Source organism: Sodalis sp. dw_96 (assembly GCF_018449575.1).
In the GTDB taxonomy this organism is placed as follows: domain Bacteria; phylum Pseudomonadota; class Gammaproteobacteria; order Enterobacterales; family Enterobacteriaceae; genus Acerihabitans.
In genome coordinates this window covers 235,900-254,410 of record NZ_JAAVUT010000002.1, presented here as the reverse complement: position 1 = coordinate 254,410, position 18,511 = coordinate 235,900, and the positions used below count along the sequence as shown (strand labels likewise).

Annotated in this window: 17 protein-coding genes; 6 read left to right on the top strand and 11 right to left on the bottom strand. The window is 56.5% G+C overall.

The annotated features are described in order from the left end of the window. Nucleotide 1: 1 nt before the first annotated feature. The gene (locus HB631_RS04255; protein ID WP_255556806.1) at nt 2-2,317 is read left to right on the top strand and encodes a GNAT family N-acetyltransferase; all 2,316 of its coding nucleotides are present in this window, start codon (nt 2-4) and stop codon (nt 2,315-2,317) included. A gap of 82 nt (nt 2,318-2,399) precedes the next feature. On the opposite strand, the gene HB631_RS04250 is transcribed toward HB631_RS04255, so the two are convergent. The 5 genes from HB631_RS04250 to HB631_RS04230 all read right to left on the bottom strand — a co-directional run bounded on the left by HB631_RS04250 (nt 2,400) and on the right by HB631_RS04230 (nt 5,907). After that, nucleotides 2,400-2,585 (bottom strand): YpfN family protein, encoded by a 186-nt coding sequence (locus HB631_RS04250; protein ID WP_213989902.1) that lies wholly within the window; start codon nt 2,583-2,585, stop codon nt 2,400-2,402. A gap of 4 nt (nt 2,586-2,589) precedes the next feature. Then, complete coding sequence (locus HB631_RS04245) at nt 2,590-3,264, bottom strand: M15 family metallopeptidase (RefSeq protein ID WP_213989901.1); 675 nt, start codon at nt 3,262-3,264, stop codon at nt 2,590-2,592. After that, nucleotides 3,261-4,388 carry a succinyl-diaminopimelate desuccinylase gene (gene dapE / locus HB631_RS04240; protein WP_213989900.1) on the bottom strand — a complete coding sequence of 376 codons (1,128 nt, stop codon included), beginning with the start codon at nt 4,386-4,388 and terminating at the stop codon, nt 3,261-3,263. The genes HB631_RS04245 and dapE overlap by 4 nt, the downstream gene beginning before the upstream one ends. A 1-nt stretch (nt 4,389) precedes the next feature. After that, on the bottom strand, nt 4,390-4,767 hold the full coding sequence (locus tag HB631_RS04235; protein ID WP_213989899.1) for an ArsC family reductase: 378 nt from the start codon (nt 4,765-4,767) through the stop codon (nt 4,390-4,392). Nucleotides 4,768-4,956: 189 nt separating this feature from the next. After that, nucleotides 4,957-5,907, bottom strand: a complete 951-nt coding sequence (locus HB631_RS04230) for a LysR family transcriptional regulator (RefSeq protein ID WP_213989898.1) — start codon at nt 5,905-5,907, stop codon at nt 4,957-4,959. 176 nt (nt 5,908-6,083) lie between these two features. On the opposite strand from HB631_RS04230, the gene HB631_RS04225 reads away from it, so the two are divergent. Next, the gene (locus HB631_RS04225) at nt 6,084-6,788 is read left to right on the top strand and encodes an SDR family NAD(P)-dependent oxidoreductase (protein ID WP_213989897.1); all 705 of its coding nucleotides are present in this window, start codon (nt 6,084-6,086) and stop codon (nt 6,786-6,788) included. Nucleotides 6,789-7,841: 1,053 nt separating this feature from the next. Here the strand turns inward: HB631_RS04225 and acrD are convergent. Next, nucleotides 7,842-11,009, bottom strand: coding sequence for a multidrug efflux RND transporter permease AcrD (acrD, locus tag HB631_RS04215; RefSeq protein ID WP_213989896.1), 3,168 nt, complete (start codon nt 11,007-11,009; stop codon nt 7,842-7,844). 305 nt (nt 11,010-11,314) lie between these two features. On the opposite strand from acrD, the gene nudK reads away from it, so the two are divergent. After that, entirely contained in the window at nt 11,315-11,893 is a 579-nt protein-coding gene (nudK, locus tag HB631_RS04210; protein ID WP_213989895.1) for a GDP-mannose pyrophosphatase NudK, read from the top strand. A gap of 250 nt (nt 11,894-12,143) precedes the next feature. Beyond that, the gene (locus HB631_RS04205) at nt 12,144-12,851 is read left to right on the top strand and encodes a phage antirepressor KilAC domain-containing protein (protein WP_255556805.1); all 708 of its coding nucleotides are present in this window, start codon (nt 12,144-12,146) and stop codon (nt 12,849-12,851) included. A 159-nt stretch (nt 12,852-13,010) separates the two neighbouring features. Here HB631_RS04205 and tal read toward each other — a convergent pair whose 3' ends face one another. The 4 genes from tal to amiA form a co-directional block, all read right to left on the bottom strand. Beyond that, nucleotides 13,011-13,961 (bottom strand): transaldolase, encoded by a 951-nt coding sequence (gene tal, locus HB631_RS04200; RefSeq protein ID WP_213989894.1) that lies wholly within the window; start codon nt 13,959-13,961, stop codon nt 13,011-13,013. Nucleotides 13,962-14,264: 303 nt separating this feature from the next. Continuing rightward, the gene (locus HB631_RS04195) at nt 14,265-14,714 is read right to left on the bottom strand and encodes a YaiI/YqxD family protein (protein WP_213989893.1); all 450 of its coding nucleotides are present in this window, start codon (nt 14,712-14,714) and stop codon (nt 14,265-14,267) included. Beyond that, complete coding sequence (hemF, locus tag HB631_RS04190; RefSeq protein WP_213989892.1) at nt 14,714-15,637, bottom strand: oxygen-dependent coproporphyrinogen oxidase; 924 nt, start codon at nt 15,635-15,637, stop codon at nt 14,714-14,716. Before hemF ends, HB631_RS04195 begins: the two co-directional genes overlap by 1 nt. 87 nt (nt 15,638-15,724) lie before the next feature. Then, a complete protein-coding gene (amiA, locus tag HB631_RS04185; RefSeq protein ID WP_255556804.1) occupies nt 15,725-16,600 on the bottom strand; it encodes an N-acetylmuramoyl-L-alanine amidase AmiA in 876 nt (291 codons plus the stop codon). 229 nt (nt 16,601-16,829) lie between these two features. Between amiA and HB631_RS04180 the strand changes: the two genes are divergently transcribed. After that, entirely contained in the window at nt 16,830-17,255 is a 426-nt protein-coding gene (locus tag HB631_RS04180) for a GNAT family acetyltransferase (protein WP_213989890.1), read from the top strand. A 41-nt stretch (nt 17,256-17,296) separates the two neighbouring features. On the opposite strand, the gene HB631_RS04175 is transcribed toward HB631_RS04180, so the two are convergent. Next, nucleotides 17,297-17,692, bottom strand: coding sequence for a NirD/YgiW/YdeI family stress tolerance protein (locus HB631_RS04175; protein WP_213989889.1), 396 nt, complete (start codon nt 17,690-17,692; stop codon nt 17,297-17,299). Nucleotides 17,693-17,895: 203 nt separating this feature from the next. On the opposite strand from HB631_RS04175, the gene HB631_RS04170 reads away from it, so the two are divergent. Next, the gene (locus HB631_RS04170) at nt 17,896-18,486 is read left to right on the top strand and encodes an RpoE-regulated lipoprotein (protein ID WP_213989888.1); all 591 of its coding nucleotides are present in this window, start codon (nt 17,896-17,898) and stop codon (nt 18,484-18,486) included. The last annotated feature ends 25 nt before the right edge of the window (nt 18,487-18,511 follow it).

Sequence of the window (18,511 nt, the reverse complement as noted above, 5' to 3'; positions counted from 1 at the left end):
AATGGACGGCCTGTCCCCCCCGACGGCGCATTGGTTTACTGAAACCACGGCGGATATGGGCCGCTCCGGCATCCGAAGGCTGCTGGTGTTAAGCGGCGACCCGAGCTGGAGCGCCACGTTGGCCGGTGAGTTGCGTCGGCTGCTGGCGGGTGATTGGCTGCTGGTTGGCAAGGATAAGGATGGCGTGGAGAAGGACGGCGAGGGTATCGCCTCGGCCCCGGCGACCATCAGATCCCTGCTGGGTCGGGAGTTCCTGCATGGGATCTTCGATGCTCGCCGGGGGCTGGCGGTGGATGCCCTGGCGGCATTGGCCGGGATGCTCACCGCCGGCAGCTGGCTGGTATTGCTTATACCCCCCTGGACCCGCTGGCCTATGCTGCCCGATGGGGATTCCCTGCGCTGGAGTGAACAACCCGGCTCTATGGCCACCCCCTCGTTTATTCATCATTTCCAGCAAACCCTGTTAAGCCGGCATGAAGTACTGCTTATTAAACAGCATCAGGCTCCATCCCTGCCGGTTTGGGCGGCACGACCCCATTGGCGGCCGCCCGGCGGGGGGCCGACGGTTGAACAGCAATCCTTGCTCAGACAGCTGTTGGCGGCGGATAAAGGCATATTTGTCTTGACCGCCCCACGGGGACGCGGCAAATCCACCCTGGCCGGCATGCTGGCGGCCAGGACCGCGGCACGCTGCTGGGTGGTGGCCCCGGCTAGGCAGGCCGCCGATGTGTTGGAACAATACGCGGCGAACCGGGCCAGGTTTTTCGCACCTGACGCGTTGCTGGAGCATTGCCGTCACCATCCGGCGGCGGACTGGCTGCTGGTGGATGAAGCCGCCGCCATCCCTCTGCCGGCACTGCGGCAATTGATAAGCTATTTTCCCCGGGTTTTGCTGACCACCACGGTGCAGGGCTATGAAGGTACCGGCCGCGGATTCCTGCTGAAATTCTGCGCCTCGTTGCCGCACTGGCACAATCTGACGCTGCGGCAGCCGCTGCGCTGGGCGACGGGCGACCCGTTGGAGTCCTGGCTGGCGGATGCGCTGCTGTTTGACCCCGTATCAACCGGGGACGGGCATAATCGTAGTCTGGCGGATCGCGCCGGGGGCGGGGTAATTTCGCCACCGGCGCTTTCAGGCGGTGAAGGGGCGCCGCCGGTGCCTGATAGCGACGAGCCGGCACACGACCTGTCGTCCGTGCCACAGGGTGACGTACCCCGTTTTACTCAGCTGGAGCAGGATAGCTGGGAGCGACATCCCCAGACGTTGAGGGATTTTTACGATCTACTCACCAGCGCCCATTACCGCACCTCGCCGTTGGATTTGCGTCGCCTGATGGATGCCCCCGGCCAGCATTTTATTGCCGCCCATACCCGGGGTGTTTTGATGGGCGGGCTGTGGGCGGTGGATGAAGGCGGTTTATCTCCCGAGCTGGCCCATGAGGTCTGGGCGGGACGCCGGCGCCCGCCGGGTAATCTGGTGGCGCAGTCGCTGGCGGCCCATGGCGGCATTCGCAGCGCGGCGCAGCTGTTATCCCGCCGTATCAGCCGTATCGCGGTGGCCGCCGTCCACCGTCGCCGAGGCGTGGGGCGGGAGTTGTTGCGTCAGGCGGGTATGCAGGCGGCGGCGGACGGCCGTGATTTTCTGTCGGTGAGTTTCGGCCTGACCGATGAATTGCGAAATTTCTGGCAGACATCCGGTTTCCATGTGGTGCATATCGGATCCCGCCTTGAGGCCAGCAGCGGATGCTACAGCGCCATGGCGCTGCTGCCGCTCAGTGGTGCCGGACAACGGCTGGTGCGGCGGGCGGAGGCGAAATTCGCACGTGCACAATCGGTATTGGCCGATGACGCTAAGGGAGAATTGATTGTTGCCACGTGGGAACCGGATGATACCGGGGGCGAGCCGGCTGGTGCAACGTGGGAACTGAATCAGGACGACTGGTGGGATCTGGCCGGTTTCGCCTTTGCCCACCGGCCGCCGGAAGCCTGCCGAGCCGCGTTGCAACGTTTGTTGCGGCTCTCTTCGCTACCGCTTCCGGCCCTGCGCGGAGGGTTGGAACAGCAGCGCGGCGACGCCGATATGGCGAACCGCATCGGCGTTAGCGGCAAAAAAGCGTTATTGCTCCGCCGGCGGGAGGAGACCGCGGCGGCGCTGCTGGCGCTGGATAAAAAAAACTGCGGCATCTGGCGACGCTTAAGCGAGCCAGGGGGCTACCTGGCCGATGTCAACGAGATCGATGCTGATGCCACTAAGATTGATGGCAATGTCACCGGGATAGATTATGAAACCTACGACGGACCGTTAGATACCCAATAGGTGTCAAGATGACGGGTATAAACGCGGTTAGCCGTGATATCCCGGGGTGACAGAATCTGTTTTATTCCAGGATTTGCCGGGTTTACTTTTTTTTCGGCCAATTATCATCCTCATCCCATTTGGCGTTATTGTCCCGATGGGGCGGCAACTCCGGCTTGTCTTTCAGGTAGCGTTTGACATCCACCCGGCGCAGTTCCTTAATGCCTGAGATCAGCATACCCGCCAGCAGAATCAATATGATCCACCAATATTTCGCCAGCCATTCCATGATATTACTCCTTATCGACATTGCCGATATAACGGCGAAAAATGACCGGTAACTGCGGAATAATCCACGTTGACCCCGCCACTTCGTATTCTTTCCATGATGTCAACACGATGTCCGGCGTTAACAAGCATTCGGCCTGGCAGGCCAGCGGACGATAACTTAAATGCCAGGGCTCTATGGCGACACCGCCGCGATCCCGCGCGTAGGGACGGTAGAAATCATAGTCCGCCATATGTACGGTTAACCATTCGGCCAGGGGAGCAAAATAGCCCCCAGACAGATATTCCGCCGGGGTCAATTGCAGGGTTTTACCGGCGGGCAACAGGTCCGGATCGTAAACATCCACATCGCTGCCCCAGTGGTGGCGGCTGGTGCCGGGTAAAGCCGACCAGCGCAAAATGGCTTCACAGCGCTCGGGCACGCTCAGGCTTTGGCTGTCCAGCGGACGGCTATCCTTATCTAATAATGGCCGCCGACCGTGAAATTTGCCATTCCAGATAGCCAATTGCCGTTCAAAATCGCGAAAACTGCTGGCGGGCCGCAGATTGAATCCTTGACGGCGGGCGGTCTGACGCAAGCCGTTAAACGCGGCGACGGCCTCGGCTTGCAGGCGATGCCCCTCGGACAGGAGGACCAAATGCCGGTCGGTTTGGCCGGTGAGCATGTCCGGGGTCATCATAAGACCAGTTGCTCCATGATGCGCTGATACATCCGGCCCAGCAACTGCAGGTCGGCTGCGCTGACGCACTCATTCACTTTATGAATGGTGGCGTTCACCGGCCCCAGCTCCACCACCTGAGCACCCAGGCGGGCAATAAAGCGACCGTCCGACGTGCCGCCGGTGGTTTCCAGGGCGGGGGTAAATTCCTGGTAATGCTCCACCGCATTCACCACCGCCTCCACAAGTTCGCCGCGAGGGGTAAGGAAAGGCTGGCCGGACAACCACCAGTCAAGGCGGTAACGCAGACCGTGGCGTTGCAGCAGGGCCTCCACCTGGGATCGGATGAGTCCGTCGGTCAGCTCGGTGCTGAAACGGAAGTTGAACTGTACCGACAATTCACCGGGAATCACGTTATTGCTGCCGGTACCGGCCTGAATATTGGCAATCTGCATGGTGGTGGGGGGAAAAAATTCATTACCCCGATCCCAGACGGTGGACACCAGTTCATTCAGCGCCGGTATGGCGCGATGCACCGGATTATCCGCCAACTGCGGGTAGGCCACATGGCCCTGGATGCCTTGGACCACAAGATTGGCGGTGAGGGAACCCCGCCGGCCGTTTTTGACGATATCCCCGATGTGCTGATGGCTGGAAGGTTCGCCCACCAGGCAATAATCCAGACGTTCGCCGCGGGCCATCAGCGCCTCCACCACTTTTACCGTGCCGTTGACGGCGGTGCTTTCTTCATCGGAGGTGATCAGAAACGCCAGCCGTCCCCGATGGTCCGGATGCTGGGCGACAAAACGCTCGGCGGCGACGGTCATGGCGGCCAGCGAACCTTTCATATCGGCGGCGCCACGGCCATATAACATGCCGTCGCGCAGGGCGGGTTCGAAGGGGGGGGTATGCCAATGTTCCGCCCGGCCCCCCGGCACCACGTCGGTATGGCCGGCAAAGGCCAGGGTCCGCCCTTCGCCGCGCCAGGCCCAAAAATTCAGAGTATCGCCGAACGGCATCGGCTCAACGGTGAAACCGGCCGCCCGCAAACGGGATATCAATAGCGCCTGGCACCCCGCGTCGTCGGGGCTGAGGGAGGGACGTCTGATGAGCTGTTGGGCTAATTCCAGAACCGGGCAAGGCATATCACACCCCCCGGCCGGTAAAATGCTGGTATTCTTCCGGGTCGAAACCCACCAGCAGAACCCCATCTTGCCGTTGCAACACCGGGCGCTTGATGACAGCCGGCTGGCTTAACATCAGCGCTAACGCTCCGGCAGCATCATCGGCCTGCCGGCGCTGCTCCTCGCTGAGTTTGCGCCAGGTGGTGCCGCGGGTATTGAGCAGCACCCGCCAGTCGGCCCGCTGGATAAAGCCCTGCAACAATTCACCGGTCACGCCATCCGCCCGGTAATCATGAAACCGGTGGGGCAACTGTGCTTCGTCGAGCCAGCGGCGGGCTTTTTTCATCGTATCGCAGTTCTTGATTCCGTAGATCGTTAACGAAACATCATGGTCATGCATGGAGAAAGGCTACCCTCTACAGCGTATGGTTGCCGGGCAATCATCCCACCGCCCGCTTTTATCCGCCAGCGGGAAACACCCCCGGTCCTGTTTACCAGAATCATAATGCGTGAAAACAGGTCATGAATCCATACGCGGGTGAAGACATCGGCATATTATGACGCCCTGTCTTGATAGCGGCGTTTGGCTTTATTGCCGTGAGCCGCTGTTCCACTCCGGCACCTGTTGGCGACAGACACTCAATACTAATTGCCGGAGCCAGCGATGGGCCGGATCAACCTCTGAGCGCGGATGCCACATCTGCGATACGGTAATGGTCCCGGTTTTGACGGGAAGTTCAAAAGCGCAGAGGGTGGCGGTAGACCCATCGCCGTTAACCAGCGGTTGATGGATAAGGAAGGATGCGGGCACCAGCGCCACTAGATCCGACGCCTGCGCCACGGCCAGCGCGGCGGGAAAGCTTGGCACCACGGCGGCAATCTTCCGCTCGAGACCTAATTCAGCCAGCGCTTCGTCCACCGGTCCGCTTATGCGTCCACGGCGAGAGGCGACAACATGTCCGTAAGATACATACTGCCTGGCCGTCACTTCGCGCTCCAGTACAATCGGATGGCCCTTCCTTACGATACCGACGAACCGATCCCTGAATAGCGCCTGTAAACGTATTTCCGGACCCATCTCCCCTAAGACGCCTATCTCAAGATCAACCAGGCCTTCGCGCAAATGTCTTGGGGTCTTCTCCGGCTTTGGCGCAAAACGCAGACGTACGAAAGGCGCGGCCGCCGCAGCCGCCGCGATAAGCGACGCGCCAAAGGCCTCCACAAAACCTTCATTGGTCCGGATGGTAAAGCTCCGCGTCAGGGTTGATAAATTCAGTTCCGATGTAGAAGGTCGAAGGATGGCGCGGGCCTCGGATACCGCGTTTTGAGTGCGCTCGCGCATCGCTTCCGCATGGGGCGTCAACACCATGTGACGCCCGGCCCGGACCAGTAAAGGGTCTCCGGTTACCCCACGAAGGCGGCTTAGCGTCCGGCTCATTGCCGACGCGCTTAATCCTAGACGACGCGCGGCGCCCGCCACGCTTTCCTCGGCAAGAAGCATATCCAGCGCAATAAGCAAATTTAAGTCAGGTTCAGTCATACTCTATTGTATCCCGGCCCGAAAAATGAGGAAAGGCGTTTGCCGCATGTTATAGATGTAAATGCTGCATCTTCCGTCATATATCCGGCTCGGCTATAGTTGCTTAACTCACAGGCCGATGATGGCATTGATCCAAATGTCATCTTTGAATCGCCTACCCACAGAGGAGATGATTGATGCAAACGGATCCTTCGCAAAAAACCGTCCTTCTTATCGGCGCATCCCGTGGTTTGGGTTTTGCGATGGTAGAGGAATACCTGAAACGTGGCTGCAAAGTGATCGCAACCGGGCGTGGTGCGTCTAAAGACCGGCTTCTGCACCTGGCTGAAAACTATCCCGCATCACTTGAAGTAGAGACCGTCGATATCACGGTTCCCGGCCAGGTCAATGCGTTACGCGCGCGGCTCAGCCATCGACGCGCTGACGTGCTTTTTGTCAATGCCGGCGTCAAAAACGACGATGGCGAAACCATCGCGGACGTATCCACAGACGAGTTTATAAGAGTGATGGTAACTAATTCGCTGAGTCCGATGAGGGTCATCGAGACGTTTGCGGATCTTGTTCCGCCGACGGGTACGATTGGCGTAATGTCCTCCGGGCAGGGTAGCCTGACAAATAACACCAACGGCAATTACGAGGTTTATCGCGGCAGCAAAGCAGCGCTGAACATGTTTATGCGCAGCTTTGCCGCGCGTCACAGCGACGATCCCAGAACGTTGCTACTCATGGCCCCCGGATGGGTACGCACGGATATGGGAGGGCCTACAGCGCGGTTAACCATAGATGAAAGCATCCCGGCTTTGATCAGCACCATCGACGCTTATGAAGGGCGCTCAGGATTACATTATCTTGATTACCTGGGAAAAGTCGTCCCCTGGTGAAGCATGCGGCCGCGGCTGCCCGCGGCAAAAAGAACCTGGAAAAATCCCTTACCTGGATAGGCTGATAAAAACCAAATAGGGTTTTACACTGGCTGGTTCGGCATATCCGCCATCAGAAAACCAAAGACCCTATTAAATATAATGATATTTCAGACATAGGCAGAGGCCAATTTAATTTACCGGAAAATAATAAACCCCATGGGATAATCAACGCCTATCTTCACATTATTGCGTCACATTATTCCGCCGTCGAACCAAACCGGATAATTTGCTAAAAGCGATAAAGCAGCTTCATTAATAAAAACGTTGTCTTTCGTTTTTAAATAAGAAATAGTAATCCGCCGTTTGTTGGGCGGATGCCTGACGTTTATTAGGCTAATGGGGTATTCATTGTTTTTTTGCCGGATAAATTCGGCTTAAGGCTTGGCGGTTACAGGCTTTGTCCGGCTGGTAAACCAGGGTTTGGCGATCACGCCATTAACCTATTGTGATTATTTACGCTACTCGGCGGGCTAACCTGCATCAGGATAGTGCATTAATTTAATAGTGCAAATTCATTTTGTGAAGTCACCCGAGAAATAGACTAAAATTGTCTCTTCTCCCCTTTTATTTTCAAAGCAGATTTGTATAATAAGCGCACAAGAGAATACGGTAGGTATGGTTGATACGAAAATGGTTGATACGGAATTAGGTAACTGGAAAGATTTTATTGAAGCAATGTTACGCAAGTAAACATATGCCGAAAACAAGGCCACAATTTTCACTTTTTGTCATTTTGAACACCTTGGAAATAACATCTCTATACCCTAAATAATTCGTATTGCAGGAAGGCGGCAACGCAGCGAATCCCCAGGAGCTTACTCGGGTAAGTGACTGGGGTGAGCGAGGACAAATCTGCCTGGAGCAGATTTGAACGCGACCTGTCGCGGCCCCGATAGGGGCGAGGCCCATGGAGGGGCCGAGTATTGCCAACGCATCTGCAATTTGAAGTATGACGGGTATAAAATAAAGGCCACCCGATATGGGCGGCCTTTACTATTTCAGCCTTTTGAATTATGTCTCCGGACCCTCGCCGCTTTCCGTTAACAGCTGAATATTTGACTCGGGATGCGCCTGGGTATGGGACGGGAACCGACGGCGAATCAGAACAAAAAACAGCGGGATAAATACTATCGCCAGGATGGTGGCGGAAAGCATGCCGCCGATAACCCCGGTCCCCACCGCGTGCTGGCTGCCGGAGCCCGCGCCGGTGCTGAGCGCCATCGGCATGACGCCGAAGACAAAGGCCAGGGAGGTCATCAGGATGGGCCTCAGTCGCATACGTGACGCGTGCAGCGTCGCCTCCACCAGTCCTTGTCCCCGCAGATGCAGCTCATTGGCGAACTCAACGATCAGAATGGCGTTTTTCGCCGACAGGCCGATAACGGTGAGCAGTCCCACCTGGAAATAGACATCGTTTTCCAGACCGCGCAGCCAGGTGGCCAGCAGCGCGCCAATGACCCCCAGCGGCACCACCAGCATGACCGAGAAAGGAATGGACCAGCTTTCATAAAGCGCAGCCAGACTCAGGAATACCACCAGCAGTGAAATGGCATAGAGTGCCGGCGCCTGTGAGCCGGACAGACGTTCCTGGTAGGACATCGCCGTCCATTCCAGTCCAAAGCCGGCGGGCAATTCACCCACCAGTTTTTCCATCAGATCCATGGCCGTGCCGTTGCTGATGCCGGCGGCGGCCTCACCGACGATTTCCAGGGAAGAGAGGCCGTTATAGCGTTCAAGGCGGGGGGAACCATATTCCCAGTGGGAAGTGGCAAAGGCGGAAAAGGGCACCATGGTGCCGCTGCCGTTGCGTACATACCAGTGGTTAATATCGCTGGGCAGCATCCGGTATTCCGCCGCCGCCTGTACGTATACGCGTTTGATACGCCCCTGATCGATAAAGTCATTGACGTAGGTCGATCCCCAGGCGGTTTGCAGCGTGTCGTTAATATCGTCTATGGAGACTCCCAGCGCCTGCGCCTTGCGCTGATCGATATCGATTTGCAACTGCGGACTGTCATCCAGCCCGTTATGCCGCATGCGGGTAAGCAGCGGCGAGGCGTTGGCCTTGGCCAGCAGTTCATCCCGCGCCGCCATCAGCTTGGCGTGCCCCAGCCCGGCATGATCCTCCAATTCCATATCAAAGCCGGCGGCATTGCCCAGACCGGAAATGGCCGGCGGATTGTTGGCCAGCACCTGTGCTTCAGGAATCTTGGCAAAGGCTTTGGTGGCCCGTTCAATGATGGCAGCGGCGGAACGCTGCGTACTGCTGGCCCGTTCATCCCAAGATTTCAGCCGGACGAACATGCGCGCGACGTTTTGCCCGTTGCCCCCGGGCGCGGTGCCGATCGTTGAAAATACCGACAGGACGTTGTCTTTTTCCTTGGTCAGAAAATATTTTTCAACCTTGGATACGACTTTTAACGTCTGTTGCTGGGTGGCCTGGGTAGGAAGTTGCACCTGGGCCATTAATACCCCGAGGTCTTCCGTGGGCAAAAACGAGGTGGGCAAATGTAAAAACAGCAGCACCATGCCGCCGAGCAACAGGGCATAAAGCACCAGCCAGCGGGCGCTGCGCTGGAGGATATTGGTGACGCCGCGCTGATAACGGTTGGCGCCTTTGTCAAAACAGCGGTTAAACCAGCCGAAAAAGCCTCTCTTTTCGTGGTGATCCTCTTTTTTCACCGGTTTTAACAGCGTGGCGCACAGAGCGGGGGTCAAAATCAGGGCCACCAAAACCGAGAGCACCATGGCCGATACGATGGTCACGGAGAATTGCCGGTAGATAGCCCCGGTGGTGCCGCCGAAAAACGCCATCGGCACAAATACCGCCGACAGCACCAGCGCGATGCCCACCAGCGCGCCCTGAATCTGTCCCATGGATTTGCGGGTAGCTTCCCGCGGCGATAGATACTCCTCGCTCATCACCCGTTCCACGTTCTCCACCACCACGATGGCATCGTCCACCAGCAGGCCGATGGCCAGCACCACGGCGAACATGGTCAGGGTGTTGATGGTGAAACCGAAGGAGGCGAGTATCGCAAAGGTACCCAACAGCACCACCGGTACGGCGATGGTGGGAATTAACGTGGCGCGGAAATTCTGCAGGAACAGGTACATGACCAAGAAAACCAGGACGATGGCTTCCAGCAGGGTCTTCACCACATCCTCAATGGAGGCGGTAACGAAGGGGGCGGTTTCGTAGGCGATTTCGGCTTTCAGCCCGCGGGGGAAATAGGGCGCCAGTTCCGCCAGTCGTTTTTTGACATTGACGTTGGTTTCCAGCTCGTTGGCGCCGGAGGCCAGTTTGACGCCCATGCCGGCGGCGGGCATACCGTTATAGGTACTGAGATAATCGTAGTTTTCCGAACCCAGCTCCACATCCGCCACCTGGCCGAGGGTGACCACTGAGCCGTCGCTATTGACCCGAAGGGTAATGGCGCGGAACTGCGCCGGAGTCTGTAACTGCGACTGGGCGTTAATCGTGGCGTTCAGCGCCTGTCCGTCCACCGACGGCGTGCCTCCCAACTGGCCTACCGCCACCTGGCTGTTTTGCGATTCGATAGCCGTCACCACATCATCGGTGGTCATCTGATAGCTATTTAACTTGTTCGGATTAAGCCAGATACGCATGGAAAATTGAGAACCGTAGGCGTCAATTTCGCCGACGCCGTTGACCCGGCTCAGGGGTTCTTGCAGATGGCTCACCATATAGTCCGAAATATCGGCTTTGTTCATGGAGCCGTCGGTGGACACAAACGCTATCATCATCAGGTTACTGTCGCCGGTTTTGGTGACGGTAATCCCCTGGGTCTGCACCGCCTGGGGCAAGCGATGCTGCGCAACCTGCAGTTGATTTTGCACTTCCTGCATGGCTTCATTGGGATTGGTGCCCGCCTCAAAGGTCAGCGTGGTGGTGGCCTGTCCGGAGTTACTGCTTTGGGACGCCATGTACAGCAAATTATCCAGGCCGGTCATATTCTGTTCAATAATTTGAGTGACGGTATTTTCCAACGTCTGGGCCGAAGCGCCGGGATATTTTGACGTGATACGGATGGTGGGGGGCGTCAGTTTGGGATATTGCTCGATCGGCAGCGTAAATATGGACAATGTACCGGTTAAACAGACAATAATTGCCAAAACCCAGGCGAAAATCGGGCGATCAATAAAAAAATTAGCCATTCAATCTAAACCTCAAGGCGACTGGTCTGTTATTGTGAGGCGACATAAATGCGAGGCGCCATCGCCGTAGTACTTTACGCGTTAGTCGGTGTGAAAACGTGGAGAAAAAAAGGAGATAGTGTAAAAAAGTGATCATCACACATTGTTTTCCTTTATCACTAATATCCGACGGATAAAACCAGCATTCCTTATATTACTCAATCCGCTTGACGATTTTTGCCGTGAATCGCTCCCGTAAATGCCGGGGTTTGAGTTATGATCCTGATCACACTTACATCGCATCTTGTGGGATTATAGAGGGCGTCATGGCGTTGAATGTTAAAATACTGGAAAATAAGTTGTTATCCGATCATTGGTTCGTACTGCGTAAATTGGTGTTCAGCCTGCAAAGAAAAGACGGCACCCCCTTACAGCAAATGCGCGAGGTGTACGATCGGGGCAACGGCGCCACTATTTTGCTGTATAACAGTCTGAAAAATACCCTGGTACTGATTCGCCAATTCCGTATGCCTACCTATATCAACGGCAATCCCAGCGGGATGCTGCTGGAAACCTGTGCCGGTTTGCTGGACGACGATTCACCGGAAGAGTGTATCCGGCGCGAGGCGGTGGAAGAGACCGGTTATAGCGTGGGTAAAGTGGAGAAATTATTTTCGGCTTATATGTCCCCCGGCGGCGTCACCGAAGTCGTGCATTTTTTTGCGGCTGAATATGACGAGTCCAGCCGCGATAATCAGGGCGGCGGCATTGAGGACGAGGACATAGAGGTAGTGGAATTGGTTTTTGGCGAAGCCTTGGCGATGGTGCAAGACGGACGCATTCGTGACGGTAAAACCATCATGCTGTTACAACACGCCCAATTGAAAGGGTGGTTAAAGGCATAAACAGCGGGCCCCATTCGAATTATTGTCTCGTTCTTACGTGAGTGAAGTGCTATCAAGCTGTCGTTGAAACAGGATTGAAGCTGTGCGTATAAGCCCGTAAGGGCCTCGACGCCTGCGCGTGGGACCCGCGGGCGTCAGGGTGCCATTAAGCAAACTTGTAACGTAGTGCTGGATAAATACACAGTAGTGTTGTATATTTAACCAACTCCCAAGAGGAGCTGTAGCTTTCCGACACTAAGTGGTGAACGAGATGAAGATATCCGCAGCGGGTTTTGAAACCCTTCATCAAACGGTCTCGATGAGCAGCCGTGAACTGGCTGAATTAATCGGGATCCCCCATGGCGAAGTGACGCGCCTGATTAAAAGCCTGGAAACCAGCCGGCGATTCCCTCAGCCGTTACGTACAGTGGAGTACCAACGGGAGGGCAAAATCCGTCAGGAATATCAGCTGAACAAGAGGGATTCACTGATGGTGATCGCGCGTCTGTCTCCCGCCTTTACGCCGGTAGCCCTTGATCGCTGGCACGAACGTGAATTGCAGCACGACCTGCCCGATTTTACCAACCCAGCGGTGGCCGCACGTGCCTGGGCCGAAGAGTATGAGCGGCGTCAGGCCCTGGAACGGCGCGTGGCCCTGATCGCGCCGAAAGCGGACTTTTTCGATTGCTACGTCAGGGTGGACGAGGCGATGGGTTTTCGCCAGGTTTGCAAGTTGTTAAAGGTGAAAGAGGTGGATTTTCGGCGGTTTCTGCTGGAGCGCCAAATCATGTATCGCCTGGGGGGCGTGTTGACCCCTCACCGTCAATACCTGGATGCCGAACGTTTTGAAGTCCATACCGGCACCAGTGATAGTCGCCATGTGTTTTCCCAGGCGCGCTTTACCGTCAAGGGCGTGAAATGGATAGCCGGTCTGTGGGCGGAGCATCTCGCCGAAAGCATGCGGGGCGCGGTGGCGTAGCGCCCTTTGGCGGGCTAGAGCCCTTTGGCGGGCTAGACTCCCGGAACCCGGGCTGGTAAATGTGGCGAGTGGATTTGCAGCGAGCCGCTGCGAAAGCAGCGGCCTATAGGGACAGTATAATGTCGAACACATTGCCTGATATCACACAGGCCCCGTGACCTAGAGTTTCGCCGAGAGGAGATCTTCCAGGCTCTGCTGATCTACCGCAAATTGACGGATGCCTTCGGCCAATTTGTCCACCGCCATTGGGTCCAGGTTGTGTTCCCAGCGGAACTCGGGTTCGGACAACGGCGCCGGCTGATGCAGGCCGGTGGTGGACGGCGTGAGCTTGCGTTCCACCGGCTCATCGCTCTTGTGCAACTCTTCCAGCAGGGCCGGGGAAATGGTCAAACGGTCACAGCCGGCCAACGCCAGGATCTGTTCGGTTTTACGGAAGCTGGCGCCCATGATCACCGTCTGATAACGATGCTGTTTATAGTATTCATAGATGGCCCGTACCGATTTCACGCCCGGATCCTGTTCGACGTCGTAGGGATCAATGGGTTTGCGTTGATTATACCAGTCGTATATGCGGCCGACGAAGGGGGAAATAAGGTAAACCCCGGCTTCGGCGCAGGCGCGGGCTTGGGCGAAGGAGAACAGCAGGGTGAGGTTGCAGTTGATGCCTTCGCGTTCCAGTTCTTCCGCCGCTTTGATGCCTTCCCAGGTGGACGCCAGCTTGATCAGGATACGGGATTTGTCGATGCCCTGTTCATGGTAAAGGCCTATCAGCTTGCGGGCTTTGGCCACGCACATACCGCGATCGAACGATAAACGGGCATCCACTTCGGTAGAGACCCGCCCCGGTACGCTTTTCAATATTTCCACACCGATATTCACCGCTAACTTGTCGCCGGCATTGATGATTTGTGTTTCTCGCGTTCCGCCCTGCTTGCGGGCATAGGCCAACGCATCTTCAAACAGCGGTTGATAGGCGGTGAGGCTGGCGGCTTTCAGGATCAGCGAAGGGTTGGTGGTGGCGTCCTGCGGGGTGTAATGGCGGATAGAATCTATATCGCCGCTATCGGCCACCACGGTGGTGTATTGTTTTAGCGCTTCTAACTGGTTCATTCTCAACTCCATGAAGGAAGAAATGGTACATCTTGTTGAAGGAAGAGTTAACTTAAGGATAACACTGCCTCAACAAGACGTAGAATGAAATGCGCTTTTTCTGATTATTTTGATGGTTAAAAACGATGGCGGGCCCGACTGGCGCGGACTCCCTTGAGCAGACTCATTGCACGAGCGATGATCGCGGGCCGCGCTGTGGGGCGCTCCGTCGGGCGGAAAAACCACGCCCGATTCGACCCCATCAGCACGGTCTCCCTTTAACACGTTCGATGCGCGTTCGGTGATCGCGGGCCGCTATGCCGATCAACCTCTTGCTTGTTGCAGGTAGCGATCCAGCTCACGGGCGAATTCCTGGCGTTCGCGCTGGCTGAGGGGCGGCGGTCCGCCGGTCTGGATACCGCTGGCGCGCAGGGTGTCCATAAAGTCGCGCATGGTGAGGCGTTCGCGGATGGTTTCCGGCCGATAGCGTTCTCCCCGGGGGGTAAGCGCCACCGCGCCTTTTCCCAGCACCTCCGCCGCCAGGGGAATATCGCTGGTGATCACCAAGTCTCCCACGCCGACACGGCGGACGATTTCATTGTCCGCCACATCAAAACCGGCGCCGACGCGGAGGGTGCGGATAAAGGGTGACGGCGGTACCGCCAGCGTCTGGTTGGCCACCAGCGTCGTCTGCATGGACTCGCGCTGTGCGGCGCGAAATAAAATTTCTTTGATGACCTTGGGGCAAGCATCGGCGTCAACCCAAATAGCCATTAGTTCCCCCCCTGTGACAGCCAATCCCGCGCCGGTAAAAAATCGCGATACAACGCAGCCTCCGGGCTCTCGGGCTCCGGATGATAATCGTATTCCCAGCGCGCCAGCGGCGGCATGGACATTAAAATTGATTCGGTGCGTCCGCCGGATTGTAATCCAAAAAGGGTACCTCGATCCCATACCAGATTGAATTCAACATAACGCCCGCGCCGGTAGAGCTGGAACTGCCGTTCCCGCTCGCCCCATTGCATCTCCCTGCGTCGTTGAACGATGGGCAGGTAAGCATCGAGATAACCTTCTCCGACGGCGCGGGCGAAAGCATAGGCCCGGGGGAAATCCGGTTGATTGAGATCGTCGAAAAACAGTCCGCCGATACCGCGCGCTTCATTACGGTGCTTCAGAAAAAAATAGCTGTCGGACCAGGCTTTATAACGAGGATAGATCTCCTCGCCAAAAGGGGCGCAGAGATCGTGGGCGGTACGGTGCCAGTGTTCCGCATCTTGGCGAAAGCCATAAAACGGCGTCAGGTCGAAGCCTCCGCCAAACCACCAGACCGGATCGGCATCGGGCTTTTCGGCCATAAAAAAACGAACGTTGGCATGGCTTGCGGGGATATAGGGATTGAGGGGGTGAACCACCAGAGAGACCCCCAGCGCCTGGAAGGCCCTTCCGGCCAGTTCGGGACGGTGGGCGGTGGCGGAGGCGGGCAATGTTGCCCCGGACACGTGGGAAAAGTTGACGCCGGCCTGTTCGAACAGCCGCCCGCCGGTCAATACCCGGCTGCGTCCGCCGCCGCCTTCTTCACGGCGCCAGAGATCCTCCTTGAACACTGCCCCACCGTCCTCGCTGGCCAGGGCGGCGCAGATCCGGTCTTGTAAATCAAGCAGAAAGCGTTTGATATGCTTTATATCGGGTTGATTCATTCAACTCACTCGTGGTTGGGCGCGAGCCGTTATGGACGGCACCCAGTATAACCTTCCTCCGGGGTCATGCCTAATGGGTAACGCCGGTCAACCGCCGCTACTACTGGTGAAATGGCGTTCATGAGCGTCGTAATAGTCAAAGAAATCCACAATTCCCCTGCTGATGGCCTGGGCGATGCGATCCTGGAAATCGGTGGTCTCAAGCAAATGCTCTTCCCGGTGATTGGTAATAAAGGAAGTCTCAACCAGCACCGACGGTATCGACGCGGATTTGAGCACCGCGAAAGCCGCCTGTTCAGTATGCTGGCTGTGCAACTGATGGACCGGCCGGATATGATTGAGCAGATGACGGCCCAGGGTCAGGCTGTTTTTGATGGTGTCGGTTTGCACCAGATCGAACAGAACTTGCTGCAGATAATTATCCTGCTGTTTATATTTTACCCCTGCCACGTCGTCGGCGGAATTTTCCCGATTGGAAAGGTAGGCGGCCATGGCGCTGCTGGCGCCGCGGTTGGACAAAGCGAAAACCGATGCGCCGGACGCGGAGGCGTCGGTAAAACCGTCGGCGTGAATGGAAACAAACAGGTCCGCCCGGTGTTCATGCGCCAGTTCAACCCGACGAAACAATGGGATGAACTCATCCTCTTCACGGGTCAGCCTGGTTTGAATATGGGACTGCATCGCCAGGTTGGCCCTCACTTTATTGGCAATGCGTAATACCACGTGTTTTTCTTCTAACCCCAGGTGACCGATTGCCCCCGGGTCGATGCCGCCGTGACCCGGATCAATCATGACGCAGTGGGGCCTGCCGCCGGCTTTCGGCGGGATATGCCCGGCCCGCAGCAGGCCGTCGGCGGCCAGGACCGAACGGTTGGCCATGGCGAACATGGCCAGGCCCGACAGCAATAACCGACGGCGGGTCTGTAGAACAGTCGGGGGAGATTCGCGATGATTTTTGTTCATTACCATAATAATGAGGGATAGTTCACTGAAAGGAGTCCGAAAATGTTAGGGTATAACATAGTCCTGTGAAAGGAGCGACAAAGGAACTATGTCCATCTATTGCCCGGCAATGTTTTGATTACCCCCGGTGGAAAAAGGTCTTTCGCGGCACAATGTTATTTGCCTTCACAGGAAATAACGTGATATTCAATTTATTAACGTTTATTGCTTGAGATGACGGCGGTCAGCTATGGAAATCCGTGTATTTCGCCAAGACGATTTTGAAGAAGTGATCACGCTGTGGGAGCGTTGTGATTTATTGCGTCCGTGGAACGATCCGGAAATGGATATTGAACGGAAATTAAATTACGATTCCGATTTGTTTATGGTCGCCGAGGTGGCGGGTGAAGTGGTGGGGTCGATTATGGGCGGTTACGACGGCCATCGCGGTTCAGCTTATTATCTCGGCGTACATCCCGATTTTCGCGGGCGCGGTATTGCCAATGCGTTAATCAGCCGTTTGGAGAAAAAACTCATCGCCCGCGGTTGCCCGAAGATCCATCTGATGGTGCGGGAGGATAACGAAGCGGTGATCGGCATGTATGAAAAGCTGGACTACGAAGTGGTGGACAGCGTGACGTTGGGAAAACGTCTGATTGAAGATCAGGAATATTAACCGGGGGCCGAATCGCTGCTGCCGGCCCCGGCCGGAGGGAGTTATTGTTTCAGGATTCGTCCCACGCTGATATGCGTTCCATGCCGATCTTTCAAAAGGCGTCCGCTGATGCTCACCAGATCTTTTGGGGTGACTTCCTGGCCGTTCCATTTATCACCCTTTATTTCCAGGAGAACGGTTCCGGTTGCGTCGCGGAAAAAGTATTTATCATTGCCGACCTTTTTTTCGATATGACCGTCCAGCGTAATCCAGGCATTGGTCTTCATTCTTTTGGCCGTCGCGATGCTGGTGTGTCTGGCGTCAACGGTTCCCCTGTAGCCGCTCTCCTGCTTATTCGGCGGCGGTGGCGGTTCATCGCCGCGAAAACCGCCGGATTGCGCCAATACCGGCAGCCCAGAGAATGCAAGCAGCGCGGCCATAGCCCATTTTTTTTTCATTCCGTGCCCTCCATTTGTATCAGCTAGGTTAAGCATGGCACAGCAGGCACGTTTTGCGAATTTCCAGGGAAAACAATTGGTAAATCATACATTAACGCACCGGCGTCACCGGAAATGAAATTAGGGCACTTTTTAGCCCCGGCGGTATCCAATAGCGGTGCGTGGAAATCCATGCCGTCGTTGTCGTTTTTTAAGGAGAAAATATGAAGCAGTTACGCCCGTTGGTTATCGGGCTACCCATCCTATTGGCCGGCTGTTCCACCTTGTCCGGTTTCTCATGGTCGAGCCTGTCGCCGTTTAACTGGTTCAGCAGCGCCGTTACCGTTAAAGACAGCGGGGTGGGCGATATCAATGCCGCCACGCCGCTGGAGCAGCAAGCCCTGGATAAAGCGTTGAATGGTGATTATCGTTTGCGCAACGGTATGGAAACCCATAACGGCGGTATCCGGTCGTTTTACCAGGCGGTAAAGGACAACCAGGTGAAACTGACGGTGTACGGTTCCTCCGCCGGTCGGGTTGAACGGGTGGTGGTGGCGGACAAGGGCGTTCCCACCGAATGGGGCGTGAAGATTGGCGACCGTTTCAGCTCGCTGTACAGTAAAGCGTTCGGCGCATGCCGCAAGGGCACGGATGAGGATCAGGACGGCGTGGTCTGCGCCGCGCCGCAAAGCGCCCATGTCAGCTACGTCTTTAGCGGAAGCTGGCACGGACCCGATTCGCTGATGCCCGCCGACGACACCCTGAAAGACTGGCAGATAAGCAAAATCGTCTGGCAGGCCGACGCCGGGCAATAACGGATTCTCCCGTCGGGGATCGGCC

Bases quoted from the DNA above. Each gene is read 5' to 3' on its own strand.
- HB631_RS04255 (WP_255556806.1), top strand. From the start codon at position 2: ATGGACGGCCTGTCCCCCCCGACGGCGCATTGGTTTACTGAAACCACG.
- HB631_RS04250 (WP_213989902.1), bottom strand. From the start codon at position 2,585: ATGGAATGGCTGGCGAAATATTGGTGGATCATATTGATTCTGCTGGCG.
- HB631_RS04245 (WP_213989901.1), bottom strand. From the start codon at position 3,264: ATGATGACCCCGGACATGCTCACCGGCCAAACCGACCGGCATTTGGTC.
- dapE (WP_213989900.1), bottom strand. From the start codon at position 4,388: ATGCCTTGCCCGGTTCTGGAATTAGCCCAACAGCTCATCAGACGTCCC.
- HB631_RS04235 (WP_213989899.1), bottom strand. From the start codon at position 4,767: ATGCATGACCATGATGTTTCGTTAACGATCTACGGAATCAAGAACTGC.
- HB631_RS04230 (WP_213989898.1), bottom strand. From the start codon at position 5,907: ATGACTGAACCTGACTTAAATTTGCTTATTGCGCTGGATATGCTTCTT.
- HB631_RS04225 (WP_213989897.1), top strand. From the start codon at position 6,084: ATGCAAACGGATCCTTCGCAAAAAACCGTCCTTCTTATCGGCGCATCC.
- acrD (WP_213989896.1), bottom strand. From the start codon at position 11,009: ATGGCTAATTTTTTTATTGATCGCCCGATTTTCGCCTGGGTTTTGGCA.
- nudK (WP_213989895.1), top strand. From the start codon at position 11,315: ATGGCGTTGAATGTTAAAATACTGGAAAATAAGTTGTTATCCGATCAT.
- HB631_RS04205 (WP_255556805.1), top strand. From the start codon at position 12,144: ATGAAGATATCCGCAGCGGGTTTTGAAACCCTTCATCAAACGGTCTCG.
- tal (WP_213989894.1), bottom strand. From the start codon at position 13,961: ATGAACCAGTTAGAAGCGCTAAAACAATACACCACCGTGGTGGCCGAT.
- HB631_RS04195 (WP_213989893.1), bottom strand. From the start codon at position 14,714: ATGGCTATTTGGGTTGACGCCGATGCTTGCCCCAAGGTCATCAAAGAA.
- hemF (WP_213989892.1), bottom strand. From the start codon at position 15,637: ATGAATCAACCCGATATAAAGCATATCAAACGCTTTCTGCTTGATTTA.
- amiA (WP_255556804.1), bottom strand. From the start codon at position 16,600: ATGAACAAAAATCATCGCGAATCTCCCCCGACTGTTCTACAGACCCGC.
- HB631_RS04180 (WP_213989890.1), top strand. From the start codon at position 16,830: ATGGAAATCCGTGTATTTCGCCAAGACGATTTTGAAGAAGTGATCACG.
- HB631_RS04175 (WP_213989889.1), bottom strand. From the start codon at position 17,692: ATGAAAAAAAAATGGGCTATGGCCGCGCTGCTTGCATTCTCTGGGCTG.
- HB631_RS04170 (WP_213989888.1), top strand. From the start codon at position 17,896: ATGAAGCAGTTACGCCCGTTGGTTATCGGGCTACCCATCCTATTGGCC.